Source organism: Mesorhizobium sp. WSM3879 (assembly GCF_002294915.1).
GTDB lineage: Bacteria > Pseudomonadota > Alphaproteobacteria > Rhizobiales > Rhizobiaceae > Mesorhizobium.
Map to the genome: position 1 here is coordinate 302,861 of NZ_NSFZ01000006.1, position 26,876 is coordinate 329,736.

At 63.9% G+C, this 26,876-nt stretch carries 33 protein-coding genes; 28 read left to right on the forward strand and 5 right to left on the reverse strand.

What is annotated here, in order from left to right:
- The first annotated feature begins 176 nt into the window (after positions 1-176).
- The 4 genes from CK218_RS16595 to CK218_RS16610 all read left to right on the forward strand — a co-directional run bounded on the left by CK218_RS16595 (position 177) and on the right by CK218_RS16610 (position 5,132).
- Positions 177-812, forward strand: a complete 636-nt coding sequence (locus tag CK218_RS16595) for a helix-turn-helix domain-containing protein (protein ID WP_066993644.1) — start codon at positions 177-179, stop codon at positions 810-812.
- Positions 813-817: 5 nt separating this feature from the next.
- A complete protein-coding gene (gene terL / locus CK218_RS31160; RefSeq protein WP_066993641.1) occupies positions 818-2,467 on the forward strand; it encodes a phage terminase large subunit in 1,650 nt (549 codons plus the stop codon).
- A 125-nt stretch (positions 2,468-2,592) separates the two neighbouring features.
- Positions 2,593-4,041: a DUF1073 domain-containing protein gene (locus CK218_RS16605; RefSeq protein WP_095828317.1), complete on the forward strand. Its 1,449-nt coding sequence runs from the start codon at positions 2,593-2,595 to the stop codon at positions 4,039-4,041.
- Between the two features lie 269 nt (positions 4,042-4,310).
- The gene (locus tag CK218_RS16610; protein WP_197504212.1) at positions 4,311-5,132 is read left to right on the forward strand and encodes a phage minor head protein; all 822 of its coding nucleotides are present in this window, start codon (positions 4,311-4,313) and stop codon (positions 5,130-5,132) included.
- Positions 5,133-5,187: 55 nt separating this feature from the next.
- Here the strand turns inward: CK218_RS16610 and CK218_RS16615 are convergent, their stop codons facing one another.
- The 3 genes from CK218_RS16615 to CK218_RS16625 all read right to left on the reverse strand — a co-directional run bounded on the left by CK218_RS16615 (position 5,188) and on the right by CK218_RS16625 (position 6,139).
- Positions 5,188-5,439 carry a GlsB/YeaQ/YmgE family stress response membrane protein gene (locus CK218_RS16615; protein ID WP_066993638.1) on the reverse strand — a complete coding sequence of 84 codons (252 nt, stop codon included), beginning with the start codon at positions 5,437-5,439 and terminating at the stop codon, positions 5,188-5,190.
- Between the two features lie 107 nt (positions 5,440-5,546).
- Positions 5,547-5,861, reverse strand: a complete 315-nt coding sequence (locus CK218_RS16620) for a HigA family addiction module antitoxin (RefSeq protein WP_066993635.1) — start codon at positions 5,859-5,861, stop codon at positions 5,547-5,549.
- Positions 5,861-6,139 (reverse strand): type II toxin-antitoxin system RelE/ParE family toxin, encoded by a 279-nt coding sequence (locus CK218_RS16625; protein ID WP_066993632.1) that lies wholly within the window; start codon positions 6,137-6,139, stop codon positions 5,861-5,863. Before CK218_RS16625 ends, CK218_RS16620 begins: the two co-directional genes overlap by 1 nt.
- A gap of 81 nt (positions 6,140-6,220) precedes the next feature.
- Between CK218_RS16625 and CK218_RS16630 the strand changes: the two genes are divergently transcribed.
- The 20 genes from CK218_RS16630 (at position 6,221) to CK218_RS16720 (ending at position 22,487) form a co-directional block, all read left to right on the forward strand.
- Positions 6,221-8,212, forward strand: coding sequence for a DUF2213 domain-containing protein (locus tag CK218_RS16630; RefSeq protein ID WP_095828318.1), 1,992 nt, complete (start codon positions 6,221-6,223; stop codon positions 8,210-8,212).
- Positions 8,213-8,284: 72 nt separating this feature from the next.
- Positions 8,285-9,235 carry a hypothetical protein gene (locus CK218_RS16635; protein ID WP_095828319.1) on the forward strand — a complete coding sequence of 317 codons (951 nt, stop codon included), beginning with the start codon at positions 8,285-8,287 and terminating at the stop codon, positions 9,233-9,235.
- Between the two features lie 60 nt (positions 9,236-9,295).
- Positions 9,296-10,390, forward strand: a complete 1,095-nt coding sequence (locus CK218_RS16640) for a hypothetical protein (protein WP_197504211.1) — start codon at positions 9,296-9,298, stop codon at positions 10,388-10,390.
- A 232-nt stretch (positions 10,391-10,622) separates the two neighbouring features.
- Entirely contained in the window at positions 10,623-11,225 is a 603-nt protein-coding gene (locus tag CK218_RS16645; RefSeq protein ID WP_179294526.1) for a PAS domain S-box protein, read from the forward strand.
- On the forward strand, positions 11,153-12,025 hold the full coding sequence (locus tag CK218_RS16650) for an HWE histidine kinase domain-containing protein (RefSeq protein WP_095828320.1): 873 nt from the start codon (positions 11,153-11,155) through the stop codon (positions 12,023-12,025). The genes CK218_RS16645 and CK218_RS16650 overlap by 73 nt, the downstream gene beginning before the upstream one ends.
- Positions 12,018-12,389, forward strand: a complete 372-nt coding sequence (locus tag CK218_RS16655; RefSeq protein ID WP_066993624.1) for a response regulator — start codon at positions 12,018-12,020, stop codon at positions 12,387-12,389. The genes CK218_RS16650 and CK218_RS16655 overlap by 8 nt, the downstream gene beginning before the upstream one ends.
- 296 nt (positions 12,390-12,685) lie before the next feature.
- Positions 12,686-13,117: a hypothetical protein gene (locus CK218_RS16660; protein WP_066993621.1), complete on the forward strand. Its 432-nt coding sequence runs from the start codon at positions 12,686-12,688 to the stop codon at positions 13,115-13,117.
- Between the two features lie 33 nt (positions 13,118-13,150).
- Positions 13,151-13,576 (forward strand): DUF4054 domain-containing protein, encoded by a 426-nt coding sequence (locus tag CK218_RS16665; protein WP_066993617.1) that lies wholly within the window; start codon positions 13,151-13,153, stop codon positions 13,574-13,576.
- Between the two features lie 12 nt (positions 13,577-13,588).
- Positions 13,589-13,960, forward strand: coding sequence for a hypothetical protein (locus CK218_RS30955; protein WP_210201069.1), 372 nt, complete (start codon positions 13,589-13,591; stop codon positions 13,958-13,960).
- Between the two features lie 4 nt (positions 13,961-13,964).
- Positions 13,965-14,408 carry a hypothetical protein gene (locus CK218_RS16675; protein WP_066993611.1) on the forward strand — a complete coding sequence of 148 codons (444 nt, stop codon included), beginning with the start codon at positions 13,965-13,967 and terminating at the stop codon, positions 14,406-14,408.
- Positions 14,409-14,425: 17 nt separating this feature from the next.
- Entirely contained in the window at positions 14,426-15,007 is a 582-nt protein-coding gene (locus tag CK218_RS16680; protein WP_095828322.1) for a hypothetical protein, read from the forward strand.
- A 6-nt stretch (positions 15,008-15,013) separates the two neighbouring features.
- Positions 15,014-15,406 carry a hypothetical protein gene (locus tag CK218_RS16685; protein ID WP_066993605.1) on the forward strand — a complete coding sequence of 131 codons (393 nt, stop codon included), beginning with the start codon at positions 15,014-15,016 and terminating at the stop codon, positions 15,404-15,406.
- Between the two features lies 1 nt (position 15,407).
- The gene (locus tag CK218_RS16690) at positions 15,408-15,680 is read left to right on the forward strand and encodes a hypothetical protein (protein ID WP_066993602.1); all 273 of its coding nucleotides are present in this window, start codon (positions 15,408-15,410) and stop codon (positions 15,678-15,680) included.
- Positions 15,680-16,411: a hypothetical protein gene (locus tag CK218_RS30650; protein WP_066993600.1), complete on the forward strand. Its 732-nt coding sequence runs from the start codon at positions 15,680-15,682 to the stop codon at positions 16,409-16,411. The genes CK218_RS16690 and CK218_RS30650 overlap by 1 nt, the downstream gene beginning before the upstream one ends.
- A 31-nt stretch (positions 16,412-16,442) precedes the next feature.
- On the forward strand, positions 16,443-18,401 hold the full coding sequence (locus tag CK218_RS16695) for a DUF3383 family protein (RefSeq protein WP_066993597.1): 1,959 nt from the start codon (positions 16,443-16,445) through the stop codon (positions 18,399-18,401).
- A 35-nt stretch (positions 18,402-18,436) separates the two neighbouring features.
- On the forward strand, positions 18,437-18,868 hold the full coding sequence (locus CK218_RS16700; protein ID WP_066993594.1) for a hypothetical protein: 432 nt from the start codon (positions 18,437-18,439) through the stop codon (positions 18,866-18,868).
- Positions 18,869-18,877: 9 nt separating this feature from the next.
- On the forward strand, positions 18,878-19,390 hold the full coding sequence (locus CK218_RS16705; protein ID WP_066993591.1) for a hypothetical protein: 513 nt from the start codon (positions 18,878-18,880) through the stop codon (positions 19,388-19,390).
- 93 nt (positions 19,391-19,483) lie between these two features.
- Entirely contained in the window at positions 19,484-21,604 is a 2,121-nt protein-coding gene (locus CK218_RS16710) for a phage tail tip lysozyme (RefSeq protein ID WP_066993587.1), read from the forward strand.
- Positions 21,604-22,179 (forward strand): phage baseplate protein, encoded by a 576-nt coding sequence (locus tag CK218_RS16715; protein WP_066993584.1) that lies wholly within the window; start codon positions 21,604-21,606, stop codon positions 22,177-22,179. The genes CK218_RS16710 and CK218_RS16715 overlap by 1 nt, the downstream gene beginning before the upstream one ends.
- Positions 22,179-22,487, forward strand: coding sequence for a hypothetical protein (locus CK218_RS16720; RefSeq protein ID WP_066993581.1), 309 nt, complete (start codon positions 22,179-22,181; stop codon positions 22,485-22,487). The genes CK218_RS16715 and CK218_RS16720 overlap by 1 nt, the downstream gene beginning before the upstream one ends.
- 192 nt (positions 22,488-22,679) lie before the next feature.
- Here CK218_RS16720 and CK218_RS16725 read toward each other — a convergent pair whose 3' ends face one another.
- Both CK218_RS16725 and CK218_RS16730 read right to left on the reverse strand, forming a co-directional pair.
- Positions 22,680-23,147 carry a hypothetical protein gene (locus CK218_RS16725; RefSeq protein WP_066993578.1) on the reverse strand — a complete coding sequence of 156 codons (468 nt, stop codon included), beginning with the start codon at positions 23,145-23,147 and terminating at the stop codon, positions 22,680-22,682.
- A 133-nt stretch (positions 23,148-23,280) separates the two neighbouring features.
- Positions 23,281-23,529, reverse strand: a complete 249-nt coding sequence (locus CK218_RS16730) for a hypothetical protein (RefSeq protein ID WP_143749653.1) — start codon at positions 23,527-23,529, stop codon at positions 23,281-23,283.
- A gap of 35 nt (positions 23,530-23,564) precedes the next feature.
- On the opposite strand from CK218_RS16730, the gene CK218_RS16735 reads away from it, so the two are divergent.
- From CK218_RS16735 to CK218_RS16750, 4 genes are read left to right on the forward strand one after another with little or no spacing between them, the layout of a single operon-like run.
- A complete protein-coding gene (locus tag CK218_RS16735) occupies positions 23,565-24,428 on the forward strand; it encodes a hypothetical protein (protein ID WP_066993956.1) in 864 nt (287 codons plus the stop codon).
- The gene (locus CK218_RS16740) at positions 24,425-25,087 is read left to right on the forward strand and encodes a hypothetical protein (protein WP_095828325.1); all 663 of its coding nucleotides are present in this window, start codon (positions 24,425-24,427) and stop codon (positions 25,085-25,087) included. Before CK218_RS16735 ends, CK218_RS16740 begins: the two co-directional genes overlap by 4 nt.
- A complete protein-coding gene (locus CK218_RS16745; RefSeq protein WP_066993570.1) occupies positions 25,084-25,434 on the forward strand; it encodes a hypothetical protein in 351 nt (116 codons plus the stop codon). The genes CK218_RS16740 and CK218_RS16745 overlap by 4 nt, the downstream gene beginning before the upstream one ends.
- A gap of 3 nt (positions 25,435-25,437) precedes the next feature.
- On the forward strand, positions 25,438-26,874 hold the full coding sequence (locus tag CK218_RS16750) for a baseplate J/gp47 family protein (protein ID WP_095828326.1): 1,437 nt from the start codon (positions 25,438-25,440) through the stop codon (positions 26,872-26,874).
- Positions 26,875-26,876 lie beyond the last annotated feature (2 nt).

Here is a 26,876-nt window from a genome sequence, read left to right on the forward strand (position 1 = left end):
TTTGCATTTCGGCGCATGTTTGCAGACCTTATGCCCAGCAAGGCTTTGCGGCCCGATTTGACCAGCACAATCGCATTCGGTTCGGCTCGCGGCATGATGTCCATGCGTTGCGGGATGGGTGGCAAAAAAAAGAGCCATCCCGAACATTCCGAACACTCGCACGCGCGAGTCGTCCGGTGATCAAGACCACGACCAGCGTGACGACATCGAAGCCGAAGGCCAAGGCCAAGGCTGAAGCGGCCACAGCGAAGCCGAAAGCCGAGCCGAAAAAAAAGCCGGCGCGCGGCAAGAACAAGCCGGCCGGCAAGGCATCGCCCCCTGTGGCGCCGAAGCCTGCTCCCAAACCTGAGCCGACGCCACTGCCGAAGCCGGCGGAAGGCAACCGGGGCGGGGCATCGCCGAAGCTGACCGAGCGCGATGTGCCGCGCGTGATCGCGATGCTGCGTCAGTGCGGCGGCATTAAGACGGTCGCGGCGGAGAAGCTGAACGTCGGCCGCACCACGCTCTACGCCTTCCTGAACGAGCATCCTGAAATCCAGGAGGCCGATTCCGAGATCGCCGACGAGCTGCTCGACGTTGCCGAGGGCCAGGTGGTGATCGCGCTTCGCTCTGGCGATTTGCAGACCGTGCGCTGGTACCTGGAGCTCAAAGGCAAGGACCGGGGCTATGTGCGCCGCGTCGAGCAGACCGGCAAGAACGGCGGTCCGGTCGAGACGCAAGCACGGGCGAACCCGAAAGACTACACCGACGAGGAGTTGGACGTCCTGATTGCGGCAGCGCAACGACGGAAGGCCGCCGAAGCGCAAGGGTGAATTGAATGGCGCAGAAGTCTGCCGCCGCCCGCGCGCCGCTCATTGCCCCCGACCTCGAAGACCTGCTGATCGAGCGAGACCGGCGCAAGGCCAAGGGATCGTTCGCCGAGTTCGTTAAGATGGCCTGGCTCGAACTCGAGCCAGAGACGCCGCTGGTATGGAACTGGCACATGCAGGTGGTTTGCGACCATCTGCAAGCGCTGGTCGAGGGCAAGTTTCTCGAGCTGGGCCTCCGCAACCGCCTCGTCATCAACGTGCCGCCCGGCACATCGAAATCGCTTCTCGTCTCGGTGCTGTTGCAGGCCTGGGAATGGGGACCGGCCGGCCGGCCCGGCATGCGGTATCTGTCGACAGCGTATAACGACGGGCCGGTGAATCGCGACACCCGCAAATGCCGCGATCTGATCCTGTCGCGCTGGTACCAGGATCGCTGGCCCGAGGTTTATCTCAGCCGAAGGGCCGAGACCTCGTTTGCCAACAACAGCACCGGCACCCGCGAGGGCGTGGCGTTTGGCTCGCTCACCTCGCAGCGTGGCGATCGCCTGATCATCGACGATCCGCACTCGACCGAGACGGCGGAATCGGCGACCGAGCGCACCGCCACAACCCGCAAGTTTCGCGAGGGCGCGCAAAACCGCCTGAACGACCAGAAGCGCAGCGTGATCATCGTCATCATGCAGCGCCTGCACGAGGCCGACGTCACCGGCGTCATCCTCGACGGCAAGATGGATTATGTTCATCTCTGCCTGCCGATGCAGTTCGAGCCGGACCGTTGCTGCTACACCCCGGTCAAGGTTTCCAGCTCCGTCGGCGAGCCGATCCTGGCGCGCTATGACGCGAGCAAGCAACACTGGTACGGCGAGAACGACAATCTGCCAGACGAGCGTCGCGCCGAGATCGAGGCGATCAAGCTCCAGCTCGTCTGGCGGCAGGATCCTCGCACCGTCGACGGCGAGATCCTCGATCCGATCCGCTTCCCGCCTGATGAGCTGAAACAGCTCTACAACGACATGACGTCGTATGCCGTCGCGGGCCAGTATCAGCAGCGCCCAGCGCCGCGCGCCGGCGGCATGTTCCAGCGCGCCTGGTTCGAGGGGCGCATCGTCAGGGCAGCGCCGAAGGGTACGATCTGGGTCCGCCATTGGGACTTGGCCGGGACTCGAGGCGGCACTGGCGCGCGCACCGCCGGCGTCAAGCTCGGCCGCGATCCCGAGGGCCGGTACTATGTCGGCCATGTCGTGACGCTTCGCGAGGAAGGCAAGTCGGTCCGCAAGACCATCGAGACGCAGGCCGCGCTCGACGGGAAGACGGTCCACATCAGCCTGCCGCAAGATCCTGGTCAGGCTGGCAAGGCGCAGGTGCAGGATTTCGTCGCCCAGCTCGCCGGCTACAAGGTGCATGCCGAGGGCGAGACCGGCGACAAGGTCACGCGCGCCGAGCCGTTCGCCGCTCAATGCGAGCACGGCAACGTCTACATCGTCGAAGGTGAGTGGAACACGCTCTACCTCGACGAACTCTGCCTGTTCCCAGCCTCCAAGCTGATGGACCAGGTCGACGCATCTTCCGGAGCCTTTACGAGGCTGCTCAACATCAAGGGGGCCATGGTGATCAGCGACGACGTTCTTCGGCGCGCTGCCCAGCCGGGGCCGCGATGATCAAGAAACTTTGGGGCGCATTGCGCCGTCGTTGGACATGCGGACCAGTCGCCGACGTCCCTGCGTCGGCGCCGCCGGCAGCGGTTCCTCCAGGAGCGCGTCCTCCCACGCGCATCTCGGATGCGATGCTGTCGGCGATCCGCGCGCAAGCGGCCGCACCGAAGCAGCCGGTGCCGGTCTTCACCCTGCCCAAGCACCCGGATGGCGTGCTCCCGTCGGGCAACACGGGGCTTGCCATGGACAGCGCCGTCGGCGCGGTTCAGAGCTGGGCGAACGCCTTCGCGCTGAGCGGCTACTTCTCGGAGGGGATCACCTTCCTCGGCTACGCCTACCTCTCGGAGCTGGCTCAGCGCCCGGAATACCGGGTGATCTCCGAGACCATCGCGACCGAGATGACGCGCAAATGGATCCGCTTCACCTCGAACGACGGCGAGGATAAGGCCGACAAGATCGCGGAGCTGGAGGCCGAGTTCAAGCGCCTCAACGTGCGCGACATCTTTTGCCGCGCCGCCGAGCAGGATGGCTTCTTCGGCCGTGGTCACATCTACATCGACACCGGTGACACTGACGACTCGGACGAGCTGCAAAAGCCGATCGGCGACGGCTGGGACAAGCTCAGCGTCACCAAGTTCTCCAAGAAGCCGATCAAGGCGCTGCGCACCGTCGAGGCGGTCTGGTGCTATCCGACCAACTACAACTCGAGCGATCCGCTCAAGGACAACTGGTATCGGCCCGACAGCTGGTATGTGCAGGCCAAGATCGTCCACACTTCACGCCTCATCACGTTGATCGGGCGCGAAGTGCCCGACCTGTTGAAGCCGACCTATTCGTTCGGCGGCTTGTCGCTGTCGCAGATGTGCAAGCCGTATGTCGACAACTGGCTGGAGACGCGCCAGTCGGTGAACGACATCATCTCGATGTTCAGCGTTTTCCTGCTCGCCACCAATCTCGGCGAGACACTGCAGGCGGATGGCGACCAGCTCTTTCGGCGCGCTGAACTTTTCAACTTGGTCAGGTCCAATCGCGGCTTGATGATGATCGATAAGGATAGCGAGGACTTCAAGAACGTCGCGGCTCCGCTCTCCGGGCTCGACGTGCTCCAGGCGCAGGCGCAAGAGCACATGGCGTCGGTGAGCCACATTCCGCTGGTGAAGCTGCTCGGCACGCAGCCAGCGGGCCTCAACGCCTCATCGGAGGGCGAAATCCAGGTCTTCTACGACTACGTGCACTCGTTCCAGGAACACCTGTTCCGGCAGCCGCTGCACCGCCTTCTCGGCCTGGTGATGATCTCGCTTTGGGGCGAGACCGACCCCGGCATCGACTTCGAGTTTGAGAAGCTCGAAGAGACCAACGAGAAGGAAGCGGCCGAGGTTGAAAAGATCAAGGCCGAGCGCGACGTCATCCTGATTGACGGCGGCGTGATCTCGCCCGAGGAATCGCGCCAGCGCGTTGGCGGCGATCCCGACTCTGACTTCTCCTCGATCGATGTCGAGGACCTGCCCGACCTTCTCCAAGAGGAGGAGGAAGGCCTGGTGGTCAAGGGCGCGTCGGAGGAACAAAACGAGGCGGCATGAGCGAGGGCCCGCGAAATCCGGCTTCGGCTGGTCGAGCTGGTGGGCGCAAGCACGTCGGGCGAGATAGACCCCGACAAGTTCTTCAAAACCGTTCTCGTGTTGGAACGGTTTATCTGGGATGCAGGTGTTGCCAAGCCCGAGGAGCCGGCAGATAGTGCGGCTCCCGCCAGGATAACGCCGGCACCGCTTGATCACGCTCAACCTCTGGGAACTCCTCAAAGCACAGACGCCCGACGATCGCGAGATCGCCGAGACGCTGAGGGATCGTGATGTCCAGCCTGCAAAGTCGTCGGACGGCCAAGCGCAACGAAAAGGTGCTTCGCCCCGTCCGGCCCAACGTCGGGATTGAGACGGCCTATGGGGGCCGGCTGACGCGCTTGATCGACGTCATGAGCGACAGCGTGATCTACTGGCTCAAAGCCTCCTACCGGGCCAATACGCCCCGCTTGGCGCAGGACGAGACGCCGGCGGATGCGCTGCGCCGAGCGATCCGCAAGCTTGCCGCGCAGTGGATCAAGCGCTTCGACGTCGCGTCCGAGCAGCTGGGCGACTATTTCGCGCTCTCGGTCGAGAAACGTTCGAGCGCGGCGCTACGCAAGATCCTGCGCGATGGCGGCATCTCGGTCGAGTTCAAGATGACGGCGGCGATGCGCGACGTTGTCGACGCGACGATCCACGCCAATGTGGCGCTGATCAAGTCGATCCCATCTCAGTATTTCGACCAGGTCGAAGGCGCGGTGATGAGGTCGGTCCAGACCGGCCGCGACCTCGCCGGCCTCGTGCAGGACCTGGAGCGCTATTCCGGGATCACGAAGCGCCGCGCCGCGTTCATCGCGCTCGACCAGAACAACAAGGCGACATCGGCCTTCAACACGGCGCGCCAGCTGGAACTCGGTATCGATGAAGCTGAGTGGCACCACAGCGGCGGCGGCAAGGAACCTCGGCCCACGCATGTACAGGCCGGCCGTGAGAAGGTCCGCTACAAGATTTCGACCGGCTGGTATGACCCGGCCGTCAAGCGTTTCATCCGGCCGGGCGAGGAACCCGGTTGCCGATGCGTCGGGAAGCCGATCATCAAGGGCTTCTCCTAAGGAAAAGCGCGTGATCGTACGGGATCACGCGCTTCAGTGCGCCCGTTTTGCCGGTTCAGCGTCTGAACATTCGGGCAACGGCGATCAAAATACATGCGCCAATGAAGCCGGCGACGAGATAGCCAAGCCATCCGGTCAATGATACGCCCAGCAATCCGAGAAGGAGGTTAGCGACGATGGCGCCGACAACCCCCAAAAGGATGTTCATGAGCACGCCCATATTGCTCTTCATGAACATCTCGGCGAGCCAGCCGGCGATCCCGCCGATGACGATAGCCGCTATCCAACCGACACCTGCAGTTTCCATGTTTCCCCTTTCCTAGAACCGAAATTGGTTCGGCGGGAAAACGTGCGGTAAACGAATAAAGTTCCTCGGGTGCGTGTGTGAACGGTCGCCGTGCTCTCGATAACGGCTCAGGCGGCAGCATGCAGCGTCGGGATGGCCTCGATCTCGGCGCTGAGGGCCTTCTCGGCCTGCTCCAGATCATAGTTGCGCTGGAGGTTGAGCCAGAGCACCGGACCGTTGCCGACCAGCTTTCCAATGCGGAGAGCCATCGCGACCGTGATGGGCTGCTTTTCGTCCAGGATGTCGTAGAGCGTGCGGCGCGAAATGCCGAGCAGCTTCGCGATCTCCGACTTCGGCTTGTCGAGCGCCGGAAGCACGTCTTCGCGCAGAAGCTCGCCGGGATGCATTGCGGGCAGGCTGCGCTTGATGTGTGGAGTGTTCATCAGTGGTAATCCTCTAGATGGATGTCGGTAGCGTCTTCGCCGTCCCAACCGAAGGTGATGCGCCAGTTTCCGGTCACCCGAACAGAATAGCGGCCTTTGTCTTGGCCGGCGAGTCCGTGGAAATGATAGCCGGGCAGGTCCATGTCCTGAGGCCGCGCTGCCGCTTCCAGAGCCCGCAAGATGCGAGCGACACGCTTGTCATCCTGAACGCTAAGGCCGCGTGCTTTGCCGGTCTCGAAGAAGCGTTGCAGGGCCTTCCTTTTGAATGACTTGATCATGCCGAAAGTGTAAGGCGCTGCCTCACATAAGTCAACCAGAATGTGAGGCTACGCCTTACAGTTTAACGGAAAGTCTGACCGATGCCAGCCACCTCTGAGGCCCAGCGCCGCGCCATGTACGCAGCGGCCGAGGGTCGGGGCGTGCTCGGCATCCCGAAGGCGGTCGCAGAAGAGTTCATCGGCAAGGACAGCGCGGGCCAGGCGGCCTCGTTGATGCTGGTCGCCCCCGATGGCGACGTCCTGGTGCTCAGGCGCTCGTCGACCGACACCAGCTGGCCCGGCCATTGGTGCTGGCCCGGTGGCAAGTCGGACGAGGGCGAAACGGCACTCCAGACCGCCCAGCGCGAGACCGAGGAAGAAGCCACGGGACCTGAGCTGTTCCTGGAGACCGGCCCCGCTCAGCTGCTCGACGTGCGCCCGACGCCGCAAGGCTGGCTGCACTACACCTATGCCCAGCCGGTGGTCGAAAAGTTCGCGCCGAAGCTGTCGGCCGAGCATTCCGGCTATGCCTGGGCTCCCCTGCGCTCGCTGCCCGAGCCGCTGCATCCCAGCCTGCGCGACATGCTGGGCGAGCGGCTTGGTATCGCGGCCGACATGTCGGCCGAAGCATGGGACTCGCTGCGGTCCAACTTCGTGAAGTGGACGAGGGGCGAAGACATCGTGATCGAGGGCGCTTGCCCGATTTGCGGCGGCACCGGTGAAGTCGCTGGATCTGGGATCGTGTGCGACGAATGCCGCGGCGCGGGCGCGGTGGCGCAGGCCAAAGACGCCCTCGCCATGGATCGCAACAGCGTGCGCTCGTTCGACCAGGACGGCCATCTGCGCGTCGAGATGACGCCGATCTCGAAGGCCAACATCTGCCCCTACTATGGCCGCGAGATCCCGGGCTTCGAGGCGCTGGGGCTCGATCCCGAGCGCATCTATCGCCTCTACCGCGATGCGGACGAGCTCGCGAAAGCCGCCCCGACCTTCGTCGGCAAGCCGCTCTTGCTCAAGCACATTCCGATCAGCGCCAAGGAGCACCCGCGCGAAGCCGTGGTCGGCGCGCTCGGCGACGCCGTCGAGTTCCATGCCCCGTATCTCATGGCGCCGCTCAGCATCTGGGACGGCGCTGCAATCGCGCTGATCGAATCCGATCGGCAGAAAGAACTTTCGAGCAGCTATCGCTACCGGGCCGACATGACGCCCGGCAGGCTGGCTGGAGAATCCTATGACGGCGTGATGCGGGACATTTCCGCCAATCACGTCGCCTTGGTTGAGGAAGGCCGCGCCGGGCCTGATGTTGTTGTCGGCGACAGCAAAATGGAGATCATCACGATGAAGAAAACAGCACTGCTGTCGCGCATGGCGTCCGTCGCCCACGGCGCGATCCTTGCCCACGTCATGCCCAAGCTCGCCAGCGATCAGAAGATCGAATTCAGCGCGGCTCTCGCGGGAGTTACCGCCGAAAACTTCAAGGCCAAGCGCCCGGCCATCCTCAAGGCAGTCGGCAAGGCCGCCGAGGGCAAGCTCTCCGCCGACGAGAAGCTCGACGGTCTCGAGGCGGTTCTCGTCGCGCTCGACGAGGTCGAGGTCCAGGAAGCGATGGACGAAGACGACGAGGAGGAGGAGGACAAGAAAAAGAAAGCCGAGGACTCCGAAGAGGAGGAGGACGAGGACGAGAAGAAGAAAAAGGCCGAGGACGGCGACGAGGACGATGATGACAAGGTCGACAAGAAGGCCATGGACGCGGCAATCGCCGCGGCTGTGGCGCAGGCCAAGACCGAGGTCCGCGCCGAGATGCTCAAGTCGGCCGCCGAAGTGCGCGCCGCCGAGGAGGCCGTTCGTCCCTACATCGGCAAGCTCGCCATGGCCCATGATAACGCGGATGCCGTCTATCGCACCGCGCTCACCTCACTCGGCGTCAACATCGATGGTGTCCATCCCTCGGCACTGCCGGCCATTCTCAAGGCCCAGCCGCTACCTAGCGTCGGCGCACCGAAGAAGCCGGTCGTCGCCCTGGACGCTGCCGGGGTGAACTCGTTCTACGAACTTTTCCCAGCCGCCAAGACCCACATCGTCAAGTCGCTCTAAGGCGAGCGGCTTCCCCTTCCAAGCCCGTCGAGCCGGCCAGCGAGCCGGCTCTTTTCATTTAGGAGATCGCCCATGTCTGGGTTTCAGACGCAGGTTGCCTACAATCCCGCCCCCGCTGTCGAGGGCGATTTCGCTTCCACCAACCCTCGCTCTACAGTCCTTGCCGCCGCTGGCGCGCTGGTCTGCGGCGCGCTAGGTGCTGTCATCGGCCGCTTCGCCTGGCTGAATTATGCCCTAGCCGACAGCGACAATGCGCCGGCCGTGGTCAACACCTTCGGCACCGGCCCGGTTGCCGGCTTCGTCCATCGCGAACAACAGGGCCTCATCGAGCAGTATCTGCAAGAATCAACCATGCTGGTTCCTGCAGGCTTCCCGATCACCATCTTCGATGCGGGCGATTTCTGGGTGAAGAACAACGGCGCTACGCCGGCGCAGTATGGCATGAAGGTCTATGCCAACTACGCGGATGGAACGGCAACCGCCGCGCCCACCGGCACGCCAAATGGCGCGACCGCTTCTGCAGGCTCTATCGCGGCCGCTACCAGTGGCCTCGTCGGCTCGATCAACGGTAATGTATTGGCCGTCACCGCGCTCAATTCCGGCACGATCTATCCCGGCACAACGATCTCGGGCACCGACGTCGTCTCCGGCACCAAGATCGTACAGCAGCTCACTGGCACCCCCGGCGGTGTGGGCACGTATGCAGTCAACATCCCCGACCAGGACGTCGACCCCGGTACAGTGATTTCCGGCAACTATGGCGTGTTCACGGCGGGCGGCGCGATCGCAGGCGTCTTCGGCGTCGGCGACACGCTGACCGGGGCTGGCATCACCGCCGTCACCACGATCACCCAACAGCTCAGCGGCCCGGCCGGCGGCGCTGGCACCTATGCCGTCGATGTCAACACCGTCGTCAACGCGGCGGCGCTCACCGCGGCCACCAATGTCGAGACCAAGTGGACCGTGCGTTCCTTCGCGCAGCCCGGCGAGCTGATGAAGATCAGCTCTTGGCCTCAGGGCTAAACCCGCCCGTCAATCTCGAAACCATGCGCCGCAAGCCGGCGATCTGCGAGGATAACCACCATGAAATTTCACGACTTCGATCAGGCCGCTGCGGCGTGGGCTCAGCATCGCTCGATGTTCGAGCAGGCCGGTATCTACCTTCCCGATGCACGCGCATACATCGTCGAGGCGTTCCGCACCAATCACCTCGCGATGGATGCACAACCTCAGCTAGCGACAGCACCGAACGCCGGCATTCCGGCGTTCCTCACCACGCTTGTGGATCCTGAGGTCTACCGCATCCTTTTCGCCCCAACCAAAGCTGCCGAAATCTTCGGCGAAATTCGAAAGGGCACCTGGATCGACCAGACGGCGATGTTCCCCGTCGTCGAGCAGACCGGCGAAGTGTCGAGCTATGGCGACTACAACGACAACGGCCGAGCCGGCGCCAACATGAATTGGCCGCAGCGCCAGTCGTATCTGTTCCAGACGATTTCCGAGTATGGCGAACTGGAGATCGAGCGCGCCGGCCTTGGCCGCGTCAATTGGGTTGGCGAAGTGGATGGCGCCGGCGTCACCGTGCTCGCACGATTCCTCAACACGACCTACTTCAAGGGCGTGCAGGGTTTGCAGAACTATGGCCTTCTCAACGACCCGAACCTGGCGGCTCCGATCACCCCGGCGCCGAAGGCTTACGGCGGTGTGAAATGGATCAACAACGGCCAGATCGTCGCCACCGCGAATGAGATCTATTCCGACCTCCAGTCACTGTGGCTGCAGCTCGTTACCCAGACAGCCGGCCTGGTCGACCAGAACACCAAGATGACACTGGCCATGTCGCCGGAATCGCAGCTTGCCATGACCGCGACCAATTCGTTCAACGTCAATGTCGAGGACCTGCTCAAGAAAAACTTCCCGAACCTTCGCGTCGTTTCAGCGGTGCAATATAGGGCGAAGACAGCGATCAACCCGACGGGCATATCAGCCGGCAACGTGGTTCAGTTCATTGCCGACGGCATCGATGGTCAGCAGACCGGCTATTGTGCGTTCAACGAAAAGCTCCGCGCTCATCCAATCGTGCGCGCGCTCTCCTCATGGAAGAAGAAAATGTCCAGCGGCACCTGGGGTGCGATCATCCGCCAGCCGATGGGCATCTCTCAGATGCTGGGCGTCTAACGATCCTACAACGCTTGGTGCCGGATCGTAACCGTTCTGGCACCAAAGCGTGAAGCGGGGTGGAGCAGCCCGGTAGCCCGCCTGGTCGAATCGGACCCCAGGCTGCGCGAAACTCGGCCACGGCTAGGAAGACGGGAACCATGCGGGCATTCGGCGGTTTACCGTTCACCCATGCTGAAGGTCGGTTGTTTGGGCCGCGGGGTGCGTGCCGGCCATGTGCCGGAGGCCACGCGTGCAAAACGGTGACAAACAAGACGAAAAAGGCGAAGGTCAGCGGCCGCTCAGTGATAGCGACCTGTTGCAGCTCATCTTTGACAGCGCGACCGACTTTGCGATCTTCACCATGGATCCCAACGGCATCACCACGAGCTGGAACGTGGGTGCCGAGCGCGTGCTCGGCTATGCCGATGAGGAGATCATCGGGAAGTCTGCCGATGTAGCCTTTCCTCCCGAGGAGGGCGGAACGAGCGCAGCCGCGGAGGAGCGCCGGATCGCACTCGCGGAAGGGCGAGCCGAGGACGAGCGCTGGCAGATGAAGAAGGACGGCACGCGGTTCTGGGCGTCGGGGCTGATGATGCCGCTCGGGGACAGAACCCGAGGTTACGTCAAAATCCTACGCGACCGGACCGCCCAGCACCGTGCTGAAGTGCAGCTTCAGCAGAGCGAAGAGTTATTCCGGCTCCTCGCAACCAATATCCCGCAGCTAGTCTTCCGCTCGAAGGTGAACGGTGACCGGACGTGGGGTAGTCCACAGTCACGGGCTTGGCCTTTGCCGAGAGCGTCGGCTTCGGCTGGCTCGATGCCGTCCATCCTGAGGATCACGACGCGACGATGACGGCATGGGCTGAGGCGCCGAGCAAAGGCGAATACTATTGCGAGCACCGCATCCGCCGATCGGCCGATGGCGAGTATCGCTGGCACCAGACCCGTGCCGCCCCCCTGGACGACGCCGGCGGGGCCGCACTCGAATGGGTCGGAACCTCCTCCGACATCCATGACCTGCGCACGCTCAAAGACCAGCAGAAGGTGCTTTTGGCCGAGCTTCAGCACCGCACGCGCAACCTGATTGCGGTCGTCCAATCACTCGCACGGCAGACGATGCGGTCAAGCGCGTCGCTGGAGGAGTTTGCGGAGGATTACGAGAGCCGGTTACGCGCGCTTTCGCGCGTCCAAGGATTGCTCGCGCGCGCCGACCATCAGCCGATCGACCTGCGCGAACTGATCCAAGGCGAGCTCCACGCGCACGGCGACGGAAGCGTGGACGGGGGCAACGTCACGATCGAAGGCCCCGCGACCTCGTTGCCGGCCATCTCCGCGCAATCCGTAGCGCTCGCGCTGCACGAACTCGCGACGAACGCGGTGAAGTACGGCGCTCTTCACCAACCGTCGGGCCGGCTCACCGTCAGGTGGAACATAGAGCACGACGGGTCGAAGCCACGCGCGAGACTTGAATGGCGCGAGAGCGGCGTCACCATGCCGGAGGGCGGACCCACGCGGAGGGGCTACGGCAGCGAACTGATCGAGCGGGCGCTTCCCTACCAGCTCGGCGCTAAGACGAAGTTCGAGTTCGGATCGGACGGGGTGCGCTGCGAGATCGTCGTACCGGTGACCAAGGATGAGAAGCAATATGGATGAGCCGCAACCCGATGCCCTGCGGGGCCGCCGTCTTCTTGTGGTTGAGGACGAGTACATGATCGCTGCTGACCTCGCCCGCGATCTGGAAGACAGAGGCGCGAACGTAATCGGCCCGGTGGGCTCAATCGAGGATGCGCTTGAGCTGCTCGGGGCGGAAGACCGGATCGACGGCGCCGTGCTCGACCTCAACCTGCGCGGCGAACGCGCCTTCCCTATCGCGGACGCGCTTCGCGAACGTGAAGTGCCCTTCATCTTTGCCACGGGTTACGATGCCTGGTCCATTCCTGAAGCGTACGCCGAAGTGCCGCGCATCGAGAAGCCGATCGACACCCGAGCGCTCGCACGCCTTCTATCGCTGGGCTAGTGGTCGGGGAGAACATAATGCCTATCCACTTAGCTCTTCACGGATAGTAGTTTGCGGATGCTGCTTGCGAGGGTGCCTGTTCCACAGGCGCTGAGCCAGGCGTGACACCTGGGATCCGCTGCAATCTCGCTATCCGAACTTGATCTTGATGATCTTCCACACGCCTACCAGCAGCGCGCTGATCGGCCAGCTAAAGCGTCAGGCCCCCAGTCTGAAAACCTCTCCCGTGCCGCCCTCTCGAGGCAGGGGGCCGGCATCGGCGACTTGAACCGCTTTCCACCAACCGGAGCAAATCGATGTCCACCACTGTCACCGTCGCCTGCAAGCTGCCGCACGGCCTAATCCTGCGCCTTCACGAGATGGTCGAGCAGAACGAACCGACCGCCGGCGGCAGCTTCCGCAAGGTGAAACGCGCCCAGGTGATCGGCGAGCCGGTCGTCCTGAAAGGCTATCTGCGCCGCTTCGACCGCCGCAAAGAGCCCGCCCCGATGGCGCAAGACAGCGACTACGCCCTGACCTATGGGGTCGATGCCGATTTCTTTAAGAAGTGGCTCGAGCAGAACAAGGACCTCGACGCGGTCAGGAACAACCTCGTCTGGGCGCACGTCGAGACCGACATGGTCGAGGACTTTATCAAAGAACATGAGGCACAGAAGTCGGGTCTCGAACCGATCGATCCGAACAACCTGCCGCGCGGCATCCAGGCCTTCAAGAAGGAAGAAGCCTGAGCCAGGTGACGCCGGCGAACACGGGAGGTCCGCATGGGCGTCATTGTCGCTTTCAGCTATGAGGACTTCATAGCCATCTACCCGCAGTTCGCGACGCTCAGCCAGCCGCAGGTTTTGCAGGGCGCGCTGCCGGTCGCGGTTCTCTATTGCCGCAATGATGGCGGTGGCCCCGTCACCAAGGCCGAGACGCAGACTACGCTGCTCAATCTCATGGTGGCTCACATCTGCCAGCTCATGTACGGCGCCAACGGTCAGGCGCCGGCCGGGATCGTGGGACGCGTCTCAAATGCTACCGAGGGCAGCGTATCGGTACAGGCCGACTTCCCCGTAACGCCAAACAACGCCTGGTTCATGCAAACCCCATTCGGCGCGGCCTACCGGCAGGCCACTGCCGCCTACCGGACCATGCGCTACATGCCCGGGCCGCGCCGCGCGTTCAACCCGTGGCTCAATCAGTAAAGGACATCGTCCATGGACCTCCTCCAGCAATTGCAGCGCGAGTTCCGCGCCTTCCGCAAGCACGCCGAAGATCGCATCCAGACCCTTGAGCGCAGCCTGCGCCTCGCTTCCCAGGCACCTCTTGTGGATCCGCCGGAGAGGCCCGCCACCTCCACGGCGGCCGCAGATTGCGCGCCCGGCGCGACCGGCGCGACCGCGACCACTGGTGCCACCGGCGCCACCGGCGCGGCGGTTGAAAGCGGAGCGACGGGTTCCGCGGCCGACGCCGGCGCGACTGGTGTCACCGGAGCGACCGGCCCCGCCGATCCCGCCGTTGATGCGAAGGGAAAGGCAAAGGCGAAAGCCGCCGATCAGCCCGCCGATCAGAGCGCACCTGGCGCGTAAAGCGATGGTGAAGCTTTCCGGCGGCGATAAGCTCGCCGCGAAGCTGGCCGAGATCGCGAAGAACCTCCAGAAAGCCGTGTCGGTCGACGTCGGCTTCCTGGAGGGCGCGACCTATCCTGACGGCACCTCCGTCCCGCTAGTTGCAGCGCTGAATGAATTTGGCACCCGCGACACGCCGCCCCGCCCGTTCTTCAGGGGCATGATCGCGGACAAGAGCCCCGAATGGCCCGACGCCGTGAGGGACCTCCTGGCCGCGAACGGCTACGACGCCGAAAAGACGCTGGGCCAGACGGGCGAGGCCATCAAGGGCCAGTTGCAGGCGGCGATCACCGCCTATGACGGCCCGCCGCTGCAGCCCGCCACCATCGCCCGCAAGGGCAACGACAAGCAGCTCGTCGACACCGGCCACATGCTGGCGTCGGTCGACTATGCCGTCAAGAAATCCTGAACCCGGAGACCACCACGATGAGGGCCGTCCTTTTTTCGAGCAACCTCGGCGACATTCCAGCCGACCTTGCATTCAAGAACAACTTCGCGGCCGTGACCGATCCAGCCGCCGCTAACGACTCGAGCGAGGGTTATCAGGTCGGTTCGGCCTGGGTGAACACCGCGACCGACACCGCGTTTGTCTGCGTCGATGCGACCCCTGGCGCGGCCATCTGGACGGCCACCGCACAGGTCGGCAGCACGCAGGGCGCCCCGGCAGCGCACACCGTCTCCGGCACGCTCACGCCCGCCGATCTGCTCACGCGCATCATCACCATCCAGCAGGGCGCCGGCGCTGCCTCAGTGCAGCAGCTCCCGACCGGTGCAGCGCTCCAGGCAGCGCTGCCGGCCGACTTTGAGGCCAACGAATCCTTCGACGTCTCGGTGATCAACACCTCCATCGTCGATGCCGAGGATGCCACCATCACCACCAACGCCGGCATGACGCTGGTCGGTTCGATGGACTTCCCGGCGCATAGCAGCGCCACGATCCCGTCGAGCGGCATCCTGCGCTTCCGCAACACGGGCGCCGGCACCTTCACGGTCTACCGCGTCGGCTGATCGACCATGAACCTGCACGGGATCGTCTCGGCGGCGATCGGGACGGTGAACCCGTTCGTGACCGCCACGCTGAAACGGTCCAGCGGCTACACCACGGCGGCCGACGGCACGCGCACCCCGAGCTTTGTCGACGTGCCCGGCGTCTCTCTGCAGGCGCAGTCGCTTACCTACAACGATCTGCAGCTGCTCGACGGGCTCAACATTCAGGGCGTGCGCCGCGCCGTCTACCTCAACGGTTCGGCCCTCGGCGTGGTGCGAGAGCTGCAAGTCGGCGGCGATCTCTTTGTCTTCCCCGCCGGCACTTTCCCGGAAGGCGACACCTGGCTCGTAGCACTCGTGCTCGAGTCGTGGCCCGACTGGTGCAAGTGCGCCCTGACCCTGCAAATGGATGGAGCCTGATATGGCGAACGGAACCTTCATGGTGCCATGCCCCGCCGGCCAGTGGACTAAGGTCGCCGACGGGGCCAACTATTCATCGGCGCTGTTGCAGGTGACCAGCATAGGCGGCGTGATGGCAGCGATCGCCGACAGCCAGCCGGCGGCGGATGCCTCGAATTGCGTCCTGCTCTCCCAGAGCTTCGTTCCGTTCCCGCTCGCGGCCGGCGACCAGGTGTGGTGCCAGCCGGTCGGCGCCGGCGAGGCCACGGTGCGCGGGATCGGCACCAGCGTCTGATGAGCGGCCCGGTCCCCAGCCAGTCTGGCATCCAGACGGTCCTGCGCGGCTTTCTGCTGCAATACCTGCCTGCCGGCGTCGAAGTGATATCGGCGCAAGACGACCGGGTCCCGGAGCCGGCTGGCGATTTCGTCACAATGACCGTGAGCCATCGCGGTCGCCTCTCGACCAACGTCGACACCTATCAGGACTGCGCCTTTGAGGCCTCGATCGCGGATACGGTGATGACCGTCACTCAGGTCGCGTTCGGCGCGCTGCTGGTGGGGGCGACCGTCTTCGGAACACAGGTGACTGCCGGCACGCTCGTCAGCGAGCAGACGAGCGGCACGCCGGGCGGCATTGGATCCTACACGGTCACGCCGGCGCAGACCGTGGCGGCGCAGACGCTCTCGAGCGGCGCCGAGACCATCACGCAGCCGACCGACGTCGTCATCCAGCTCGACGTGCACAGCGCCTCGGATGGCAGCGCTTCCGACATGGCGCAGACGATCGCCACGCTGATCCGCGATGAGCGGGCGACACGATACTTCGCCGACGCCGGCCTGGATGGCGCGCCGCTCTATGCCGACGATCCCAAGCAGGTCCCGTTCTTCAACGGCGAGCAGCAATACGAGACCCGCTATGTCGTCGACGTGCATCTGCAGGCCAACCAGGCAATCGGCCTGCCACAGCAATTCGCCGACCAGGCCGTGGTCGACGTCGCCAACGTCGAAGCGACCTTCCCGGCCTGACCCCTCAATCGAAACAGAAAGGACCTGGTCCATGACGACCATTCCGGCCTCGCAGCTTGTGAACGTCATCCCGAACGTTCTCAACGCCGGCGGCAAGGCGCTCGTGATGAACGGCCTCGTGCTGACCCAAAACACCCGCGTCCCGATTGGGCAGGTGCTGTCGTTCCCGAACGACGGCAAGTCGGTCTCGAACTTCTTCGGCGCATCGGCCGAGGAGACCGAGATCGCGGCCGTCTATTTCAACGGCTTCAACAACTCGACGCAGAAGCCCGCGACCATCCTCTTCACGCAGTATCCCTCGGCGGCGGTCGCGGCCTATCTGAGGGGCGGCAAGGCCAATCAGCTTTCGCTGGCGCAGCTCCAGGCTTTGAGCGGCACGCTCTCGGTTGATGTCGACGGCTATGTGCGCACCGCGAACGCGATCGACCTTTCGAGCGCGAACAGCTTCTCGGCCGCCGCGGCGCTGATCCAGACCGACCTGAATGCCAGCTTGCCGCAAGCCGCATCCGTGACTGGCGCAATCGCCGCCACGACGGCCTCGGTGACTGCGTCCATCGCCGGCAGCGTCATGTACGTGACCGGCGTCACGTCGGGCGTGCTGGTCGCTGGCGCTGCGCTTTCCGGCTCTGGCGTCTCGGCCGGAACGCAGATCACGACCCAGCTGTCGGGCACGCCGGGCGGCATTGGCGAGTATGCGGTGTCGATCGAGCAGGTGGTGCCGAGCGGGGCGATCACGGCGACCTATGGTACGCTCACGGTCAGCGCCGTCGCGTCCGGCACCCTGGCAGTCGGCCAGACGCTGGCCGGGGTCGGCGTGACAGCCGGCACGCACATCACGCAGCTTGGCACCGGCGAGGGCCTGGCCGGCACATACTTCGTCGACCAGACACAGACTGTGGCGAGCGAGACCATCACGGCCGCGCCCACGCCGCTGGAGGTCTCCTACGACTCGGTCGCCGGCCGCTTCGTCATCACCTCTGGCGTTGCCGGCGCGGCCTCTTCCGCTGCCTTCGCCACCGGTTCGGTTTCGGACGGTCTCTTCCTGACGCAGGCTACCGGCGCGACCCTCTCCCAGGGCGCCGATGGAACGACGCCTGCCGCTTTCATGGCCGGGATCACCCAGATCACCCAGAATTGGGCGACCTTCATGACGATCTTCGATCCCGATGGCGGTTCGGGCAACGCGCAGAAGCTGGCTTTCGCCGAATGGGTCAACAACACCAACAAGCGCTTCGCCTATATCGCATGGGACACGGACATCACGCCGACCGAGGGCAACGATGCGACGTCCAGCTTCGGCAACATCCTCAAGAGCGCCAATCTCGACGGCACCTGCGCGATCTACCAGCCTGCCGGTGGCATGACGACGCCCGAGCAGATCGCCGCCTTCATCTGCGGCGCGGCGGCCTCGATCGACTTTCAGCAGACCAACGGCCGCATCACCTTCGCATTCCGAGGGCAGGATGGGCTGGTGGCTGGCGTCACCACGGCGACGGTCGCGAGCAACCTGATCGCCAACGGCTATAACTTCTATGGCGCCTACGCGACGGCCGCGCAGCAGTTCCTGGAGTTCCAGAACGGCACGGTGTCGGGCGAGTTCGAATGGCTGGACAGCTACATCAACCAGATTTGGCTGAACAACCAGCTCCAGCTTGCCCTCATGGAGCTGCTCCAGAACATCAACTCGGTACCGTACAACGCGGCCGGCTTTGAGCTGATCAAGGCGGCGTGCCTCGACCCGATCAACCAGGCGCTCAACTTCGGCGCCATCCGCGCCGGCGTGACGCTGTCGGCGCTCCAGATCGCGCAGATCAACTCGGCGGCTGGCCTCAAGGCGAGCGACACCCTCCAGCTGCAAGGCTGGTATCTCCAGGTGAAGGATGCCACCCCGCAGGTGCGCCAGGCCCGCCAGAGCCCGCCGATCAACTTCTGGTACATGGATGGCGAGTCCGTCCAGGTGATCGAGCTCACCTCGACCCTCGTCCAGTAAGCGGCAACCCCATTCCCCTTCAAGGAGCTTAGATCATGTCGTCTCTGACGGCCGCGAACGCGGTCATTACGCTTGCGGTGGCGAACCTCTTCCCGACACCGGTCCAACTGCAAGGCTTCGCGGCCGACAACATCTACGACCTGGATAGCGTCGACCAGGTCGAGACCGCCATGGGCGTCGATGGCATCCTGTCGGGTGGCTTCGTCTACAACCCGATCAACCAGACGTTCGTGTTGCAGGCCGATTCCCCGTCGATCGCCTTCTTCGAGACCTGGGCCGCGACGCAGATCCAGGCGAAGGACGTCTATACCGCGAACGGCAGCACGACCCTGCCGTCGGTAGGCCGCTCCTACATCTCGACCAAGGGCTTTCTGGTCAGCCTGCCGCCGATGCCAGCAGCCGCCAAGATCCTGCAGCCGCGCCGTTTCGCGATCCGCTGGCAGAGTGTTCAAAGCGGACCGAACTGAGGGTAAGTCATGGCGCGTAAAGAGATCGACGTCACGATCCCCGATGAGGGTCGTGATCAGGGCAAGACCTTTCACATCCGGGAGATGCCGGCGACGCGCGCGGAGAAATGGGCGATGCGCGCTCTGCTCGCCGTGGCGCGCTCCGGCGTCGAACTCCCCGACGACTTCGCCGGCATGGGCATGCAGGGCATCGCCATCGTGGGCATCCGGGCGATCACCAAGATCGATTTCGAGGATGCCGAGCCGCTGCTCGACGAGATGATGGAATGCGTCACCATCAAGCCCGATCCCCGCAACCCGGCCATCCAGCGCCCGCTTATCGAGGGTGACGTCGAGGAGATCGCGACGCTGATTCAGCTCCGGCAGGAGGTCTTCAACCTTCACGTCAGTTTTTTTACAGCCGGCGGCCAGTCGAAATCGATCTCGACACAGTCGCCGGCGTCCGCCTCCTCGAATACGGCAACGTCTCCCGAGCCATCGGTCAGGTTCTCTCAAAGGGCAAAACCTCGCTCCGCGAGCTAGACGAGTGGTTGTCGATCGAGGACGTCCACGACCTTCTCGAGGTGGCGATGGTCGACGCCCACAACCTGATGCTGCTGAAAAAGAGGGGCGCCAATGGGCACGATCATTGATGAACTGATCGTCCGCCTGAATCTCGATCCAAAGAATTTTGAAGATGGCCGGAAGAAACAGACCGAGGCCTGGCTAAAGTCGCGCGATGAATTCCGCAAGGGCGGGAAGGAGATCGAGGACAGCTCGAAGAAGGCGGCCGAGACCGTCAACCTGATCACGCGGCGCGTGCTCGAACTCTTCGCCGTCATCACCGGCAGCCAGGCGCTCAGCGACTTTGTTCGCAAGCTCACCAATGCGGATGCCTCGCTGGGCCGCTTCGCGTCGAGCCTTGGGGAATCGCCCCAGCGCATCGCGGCCTGGGAGAATGCGGCCGAACGCTTCGGCGGCTCGGCCGACGCCACCGCGTCGACCCTGGAGCGCGTCAACAAGCAGCTCTACAACCTCAACAAGAACGGTGAGGCGCTGCCGCGCGAATTCTCGCAATTGCAGGCCTGGACCGGCATGCGGATCGACCCCAACCATGGGCTCGATCGCTATCTGTCCGATGTCGCGGCGGCTTTGCAGAGGTTGCACCAGATCGACGCCGGTGCGGCTCACAATGTCGCGCAGGCGCTGGGGATAGACCCGGCGACCGAACAGCTCATGTACAAGATGGGCGCCGGCATCGACGTCTATCTGGGGAAACTGGAGAAGAGCCTTTCGCCCAGCAATGAGGCGATCAAGGCGGCGCAAAAGCTCCAGGCTAGCTGGAACGAATTGCTCCAGCACATCATCGCACTCGCCAACGCCATCTATGACAAGCTCGGCCCGGTCTTGGTCGACGCGGCCGACAGGATGACGACCTGGATCGAAAAGAACCAGGACTGGATCCGGACCGGCATTGTCGACGCGGTGAAGAAATTCATCGACTGGCTCGAAAGGATCGACTGGAACGCCGTCGAGACGGGCATGCAGAATTTCGCGCACGGCGCGAAAGAGGTGGTCGACGGGGTCGGCGGCATTGTCCATGCCACCGAGATCCTGTTCGGCCTGTGGCTCGGCGCAAAGTTTCTCCGGGTTCTTGCCAATATGCGCATGCTCGCGGCGGGAGGAGCAGGTGGCGGTGTCGCCGCAGGCGGTGCTCGCGCGGGCCTGGGGTTCCTCGGCACGATTTCGACGGGCGTTGGAATGCTTCTTGCCGGCGCGGCCGCGATCAAATGGGGCGGGTCGCACCTGCGCTCCGATCCTCACGCTGCCGATCACGGCACGATCGGCAATTGGCTCATGGCGCATCTGCGCAGAGGGCCTGGAAGCCATCCCGGTAAGGATGCCGACGACAAGATCGCCGTCGACGGCAAGCCGATCTCGAGGAGCAATCCGGTTCCGGTCACGATGGCCGAGCAAAGCAACTCTGGCGGCGGCTTCTGGAGCAACCTCCTCAGTGGCATCGGCGCTGCGTTCGGCGGCGGCAGCGCATCGTCCAAGGCCGGCGGCCTTGTCGGCGGCATGGTGGGCGGCACCGGTTCTACTGGCCCCCAGCACGCCTCTGGTGGCACCCGGGGCTGGTGGACGCCCGAACGGCAATCGCAGGCTTACCAGACCCTCACGGGCGGCGGCCTATCAGATGCCGGCGCGCGCGGCCTCATCTCGCGCTGGATGAATGTCGAGGCGGCCGGCGGTCCCTCGACCGTCAACGGCATCGGCGCGTCTGGTGTGGCGCAATGGCTGGGCTCGCGAAAGGCGCGCCTCATGGCCTTCGCGAAGGCGCGCGGCAAAGACTGGAACGATGCCGACACGCAGTATCAGTTCGCTCTGTCCGAACTGAACGGCCCCGATAGCCGGGCCGGCAGCATGCTGCGCAATGCCAAGACCGACGCGCAGGGCGCTACCGGTGCATCGATGTTCGAGCGCGCCGAGGGCTACAATGCCTGGAACGGCATGGACAACTACACCGGCCGAACCTATCGGGGCATGAAGGCGATCAACACCGGCGCCGCGTCGGCAGCGCTGTCGAACATCTCCAGCACGCACACGGCCACGACGTCGACCAGCTCGGTCGAGGCCCATATCGGCAAGGTCGAGGTTCACAGCCAGGCCACCGATGCCAACGGCGTTGCGGCCGACATCAATGACGCGCTCAGCCGGCGTCTCTTCACCGCGCAGGCAAATAGTGGATTGGCGTGATGGCCGGCATTCTTGAACTTCTGACCCAGGATGCCTTCGGGTTGCTGTCGAACGCGTTCGGCCTGCAACCCTGGGGCATCTACTTCGGCGGTGTGCCGGTGATCATCGCCGATAACATCGTGGAGGTGCAGTATCGCCAGCAATGGTCGATCTCTGACTTCCCGGTCGAGCAGGGGGCCTTTCAGAGCTACGACAAGGTCCAGGTACCCTACGATGCTCGGCTCCGCTTCACCGCCGGCGGATCGGCCGCAAACCGCGCCGCGATGCTGGCGTCGATCGCGGCCGTCGCCGGCGACACCAACCTCTATGACGTGGTGACGCCGGAGGCGGTCTACCTCTCCTGCAACATCACCCACTACGACTATAGCCGGCGCTCGAATGAGGGGATGGGGCTTCTGTCGGTCGATATCTGGCTGATCGAAGTGCGCCAGGCCGTCAGTGCCGCCATGTCGAACACCCAGGATCCGAGCGGCGCTTCTCAGATTAACGGCGGCACTGTCCAGACCGCGCCGGCGAGCAGCGCGCAGCTCGCGCAATTCCAGACATCGTCTGGGCTGCCGGCCGGAGGCTTCTGATGGTCATCATCCCACTGCAGGCGGTGCCAAACCAGGCGGTCGGCGTGACGCTGGACGGTCAGGTCTCGCAGATCAGCCTCTACCAGAAGAACCCCGGCCTGTTCATCGACCTCTATGTCGACAACGTGCTCGTGATAGGCGGCGTGATCTGCCAGAACCTCAACCGGATCGTCCGGTCGCTTTACCTTGGCTTCTCTGGCGATCTCATCTTCATCGACAACCAGGGCGACACCGACCCGTACTATACCGGGCTGGGCACGCGCTACAGCCTCGCCTATGTGTCGGCGAGCGAGCTTCCGGCGCGCTAGGAAATCAGTGGATTTTAATCAAATGAGGTATCGAGGTGTGGATGCTAATTTAGGCTCGCCCTCAGCCGGCTCTGTCCCCTACACCGAGAGCCGGTCAGGCCCGGCAGTTCGACCGAACGCACCCCAACGCGGAACTGTCGGGCCGCTGCTTCTAGCCCACGCCCGCTCCGATCGGCGAAATGATCTGTGGGCCTAGCACCCTTCCGCCCTTAAAGACCGGACCATGCGAACTATAACCGGATCGTAGGGCACTTTTTCGTCACGGCTGTAGTTGATCGTAAACAGCGCCGCGCGGTCGGCGCATACTTGGATGGCGCGAACATACCTGATCTGACCGTCTTTGATCCCCGAATAGCTGGCCCAATTCGGCGTCAGGCGTTTATACGTCAATTTCCAACCGTCTTTTTCGTCCTGCCCCATGCGATGCTCGATCTCGGCTTCGAAACTGGCTTTGCCCAGCCGAGCACCCCACACGGCTAGGAACGCGTGCCTTTCGCCTTCAAAAGCTGCGCCCTGATCCGAACGCTGAGCCAGCGCGAACCCGGGTGGCACATCAAAGATGAAACCAAATTCCTTGACCCCGAAATGCTGCCACGGCTTTGCCTGGACCAAGGCAGTGGAGCACAGAATGCAAACGCAGGCCAAAATCGTACGACGCATTAGCGTTACTCGTTCAAGGTGCCCGGACTTGCGCTCCACGCCTCCCGACAAAGCGTGAGCGAATCCATGCCCCCATCCAACTTGTTGGCGGAGCGAACGTTCCATTAGCTCAGGCGATGGCGGTCGGCCTCAACTAATCAGCTCGGCAGCGTTGGAACCGGTCGCCGGCAAAGCAAGTGTAGAGTTGCTTCAGCTGCGCCGCCACCGCCTCTCGCTGATCGCACGCCTTGATCGTGTCGGGATCATCGCCCGAGCCGCCGCGGCACTGCTCATTGAGGTCGAGATAGGTCTTTTCGAGCGCGGCCTTGTTCGGCTTCGCCAGCGCCGGCGCGACGGTGAAAAGCAGGAGGGCGGCGCTCGCGGCGGCAAGGACTTTCGGCATGGGCGTAACTTTCTTCATGTGAGGCGGTGATCGAGATGGCGTTTAGCCAGAAGCGAATTTCCGTCGAGTTCGAGCTGGCAAACGGTCAGTTTGAAGGCGGCGGCAACACCGCGGAGGTATTCGGGCTGCGCGTCGCCTGCAACATCGTCAACGCCGGGCAAGGCTCGGGGCAAGCGGAAATTTCAATCTGGGGCCTGCCTCTGGCTCTGATGAACCAGCTATCCACCGTCGGTTCACAGTATCTCCAGATGTACAAGAACGGCATTTCGGTGCTCGCTGGAGACGACGAGACCGGCCAGAACGTCGTGTGGACTGGCACCATCGTTTACGCCTATGTCGACGCGCAGGCGATGCCCGACGTGTGCTTCCGGATCAGCTCGCTCCCGGGCGTCTTCCATGCCGCAAAGCCGATCCCGCCGCTCTCCATCAAGGGCTCCGGCGACGCCTCGCAGATGATGAAATCTCTCACGGGGCAGATGGGCCTGGCGTTCGAAGACGCCGGCGTCAAGGTGAAGTTCGCCAACCCCTACTATCCGGGCACCGCGTGGACGCAGATGCTGGCGATCGCGCGTGACGGCGGCTTCGACGTCGGCATCGATCGCGGCACGATGGTCATCACGCCGCCCGGCAAGGCGCGAAACAGCGACACGGTGCTGATTTCGAAAGACACCGGCATGGTCGGCTACCCGTTCTTCCAGCAGGCCTTCGTGCTGGTCCGCGCGCTCTACAATCCGGCCGTGAAGTACCAGGGCAAGGTGCAAATCCAGAGCGACCTGACGCCGGCCAATGGCACATGGAAGGTCAACCGTCTTGAGTATCAGTTGGAGGCAATGATGCCCCACGGAAAGTGGTTCATGCTCCTCGAATGCATCGCCGTTGATGCCTCGGCGCCGGCATGAGCGGCCAAGGCTATTTCGGTCAGCAGACCACGTCTGACGACACCGCCGAGATCAACCGGCTGCGCTTCCTCATCCGCCAGGAGCTGGCGCAGGCACGCACGGGCATCCCGGTCAAGGTCGTCGCAGTGCATGGTGGCGGCGTCGGCGCGCCGCCCACGGTGGATGTGATGCCGCTGATCAATCAGACGGACGGGCAGGGCAACCAGACGCCGCATGGCATCATCTACGGCATCGCCACGATGCGGAATCAGGGCGGCACGAACGGCATCATCAACGATCCCAAAGTCGGCGATATCGGCCACATGGCCATATCCGACCGCGACATCTCGGCGCTGAAAGCCAATGGCGGAGCCCAATCAAACCCGGGCAGCTTTCGCCGCGGCAACATGTCGGACGGCGTCTACATGGGCACCATCGTCAACCCGGCAAACCAGGACCAGGCCGTCCAGTTTACCGAGAGCGGCATCAAGCTCTTCGACAAGAACGGGCAGATCATTGAGTTTGCGGCCGGCTCCATCACCATCACCACCGCGCAGCTGCGCGTGACGGGCGACGTCATCGCGGGATCGGGCGGCGAGAACATCAGCCTCCTCAACCACCTCCACACCAACGTCCAGCCTGGCGGCGGGACGTCTGGCCCACCGGAGCCCGGAACATGAAGACGCTCCTTCTCGACACCGACACATGGGACCTGATGTCCGACGCGTCGGGCAACATCGCCGTCGCCGACGAGCCCTATGCGCTGGCGCAGGACGCCGCGAGCGCGATCAGGCTTTTCGCGGGCGAGCTCTACTACGACACCACACAGGGCATTCCCTTTTTCGACCAGATCCTGGGCAGGGCTCCGCCGGTCTCGCTCATGAAGCCGTACTTCAACCGCGCCGCCCTAAGTGTGCCCGGCGTGGTCTCGGCGCAGACCTTCATCCAGTCCTGGACCGATCGGACTGTCACCGGCCAAGTGCAGGTGACGGACGGGGCCGGCAACACCACCGCAGCGAGCTTCTAGCACATGGTCGACACCACCAACGTTCCCCCGCCGCAGTGGACGGACAGGGGGTTCCTGATCCCGTCGGCCGCGGAGGTGCTGGCGGGCGTGACCGAGGACATCAACGGCGCGTTCGGCGGCGTCCTCAATCCCGCGCTGAACACGCCGCAGGGGCAGCTCGCCAGCAGCGAGACGGCGGTCATCGACGAGGTCAACTCGATGTTCCTCTATTTCACCAACCAGGTCGATCCCGCCTATGCGACCGGCCGGATGCAGGATGCGATCGCGCGCATCTACTTCATCGAGCGCAACCCGGCCCAGCCGACGGTCGTGCAGGCGCTTTGCAGTGGCTTGCCGGGCGTCGCCATCCCGACGGGCTCGTTGGCCCTTGCCGAAGATGGCAACCAGTATCTGTGCACCGAGGATGGCGTCATCGGCGTCGACGGCACTGTCACCTTGCCGTTCGAGTGCCTGGTGGTCGGGCCGATCCCATGCCCTGCCGGAAGCCTCGACCAGATTTTTCGAGCGATCCCCGGATGGGATTCGATCACGAACCCGGATGACGGCGTGCTGGGCAACAATGTCGAGAGCCGGTCGGCTTTCGAGGCCCGCCGTGCTGCCTCCGTCGCGTTGAATTCGCAGGGCTCGCTTCCGTCGGTCCTGGGCGCGGTGCTGGCGGTGCCGAACGTCATCGACGCGTTCGTGACAGAGAACGCCAGCAATGACGTCCAGACCATTGGCGGCGTCTCGATCTATCCGAACTCGCTCTATGTCGCGGTGGTCGGCGGCGACGCTGACGATGTCGCGCAAGCGATCTGGTCGCGCAAAGCGCCCGGCTGCGCATACAACGGCAATACGACGGTCACGGTCTACGACCAGAGCCCCGGCTATGTCCCACCGTACCCTGCCTATCGGGTGAGCTTCGAGATCCCCGATCCCTTGGCGATCCTGTTCGCGGTCAACATCGTCAACACGCATCTCGTCCCCGCCGATGCCGCGACGCAAATCCAGAATGCCATCGTCAGCGCCTTTGCTGGCGGCGATGGTGGGCCGCGCGCGAAGATCGGCACCACGCTATTTGCGAGCCGTTTCTACGCGCCCGTGGCTGCCCTTGGCTTGTGGGCGCAGATCATCTCGATCGAGGTAGGCTCGAACAACAACCCCAGCGCCGTCTTCACGGGCCAGATCGCCGGAACGATACTGACGGTCTCCGCCGTTGCGTCGGGTGCGCCGGCGGTCGGGCAGATCATTTCCGACACCACCGGCGCGCTGACCGTCGGCACCACCATCACCGCGCTCGGCACCGGCTCGGGCGGCACCGGTACCTATGTCGTCTCGAACAACAAGAACGTGTCAATCGAGACCATGACGGCCGCGATCCCCAATCGCTTCGACATCGCCGTCGACATCGACCAGGTGCCGACGATCTCCCCCAACGACATCTTCGTCACCCTGACCTGATC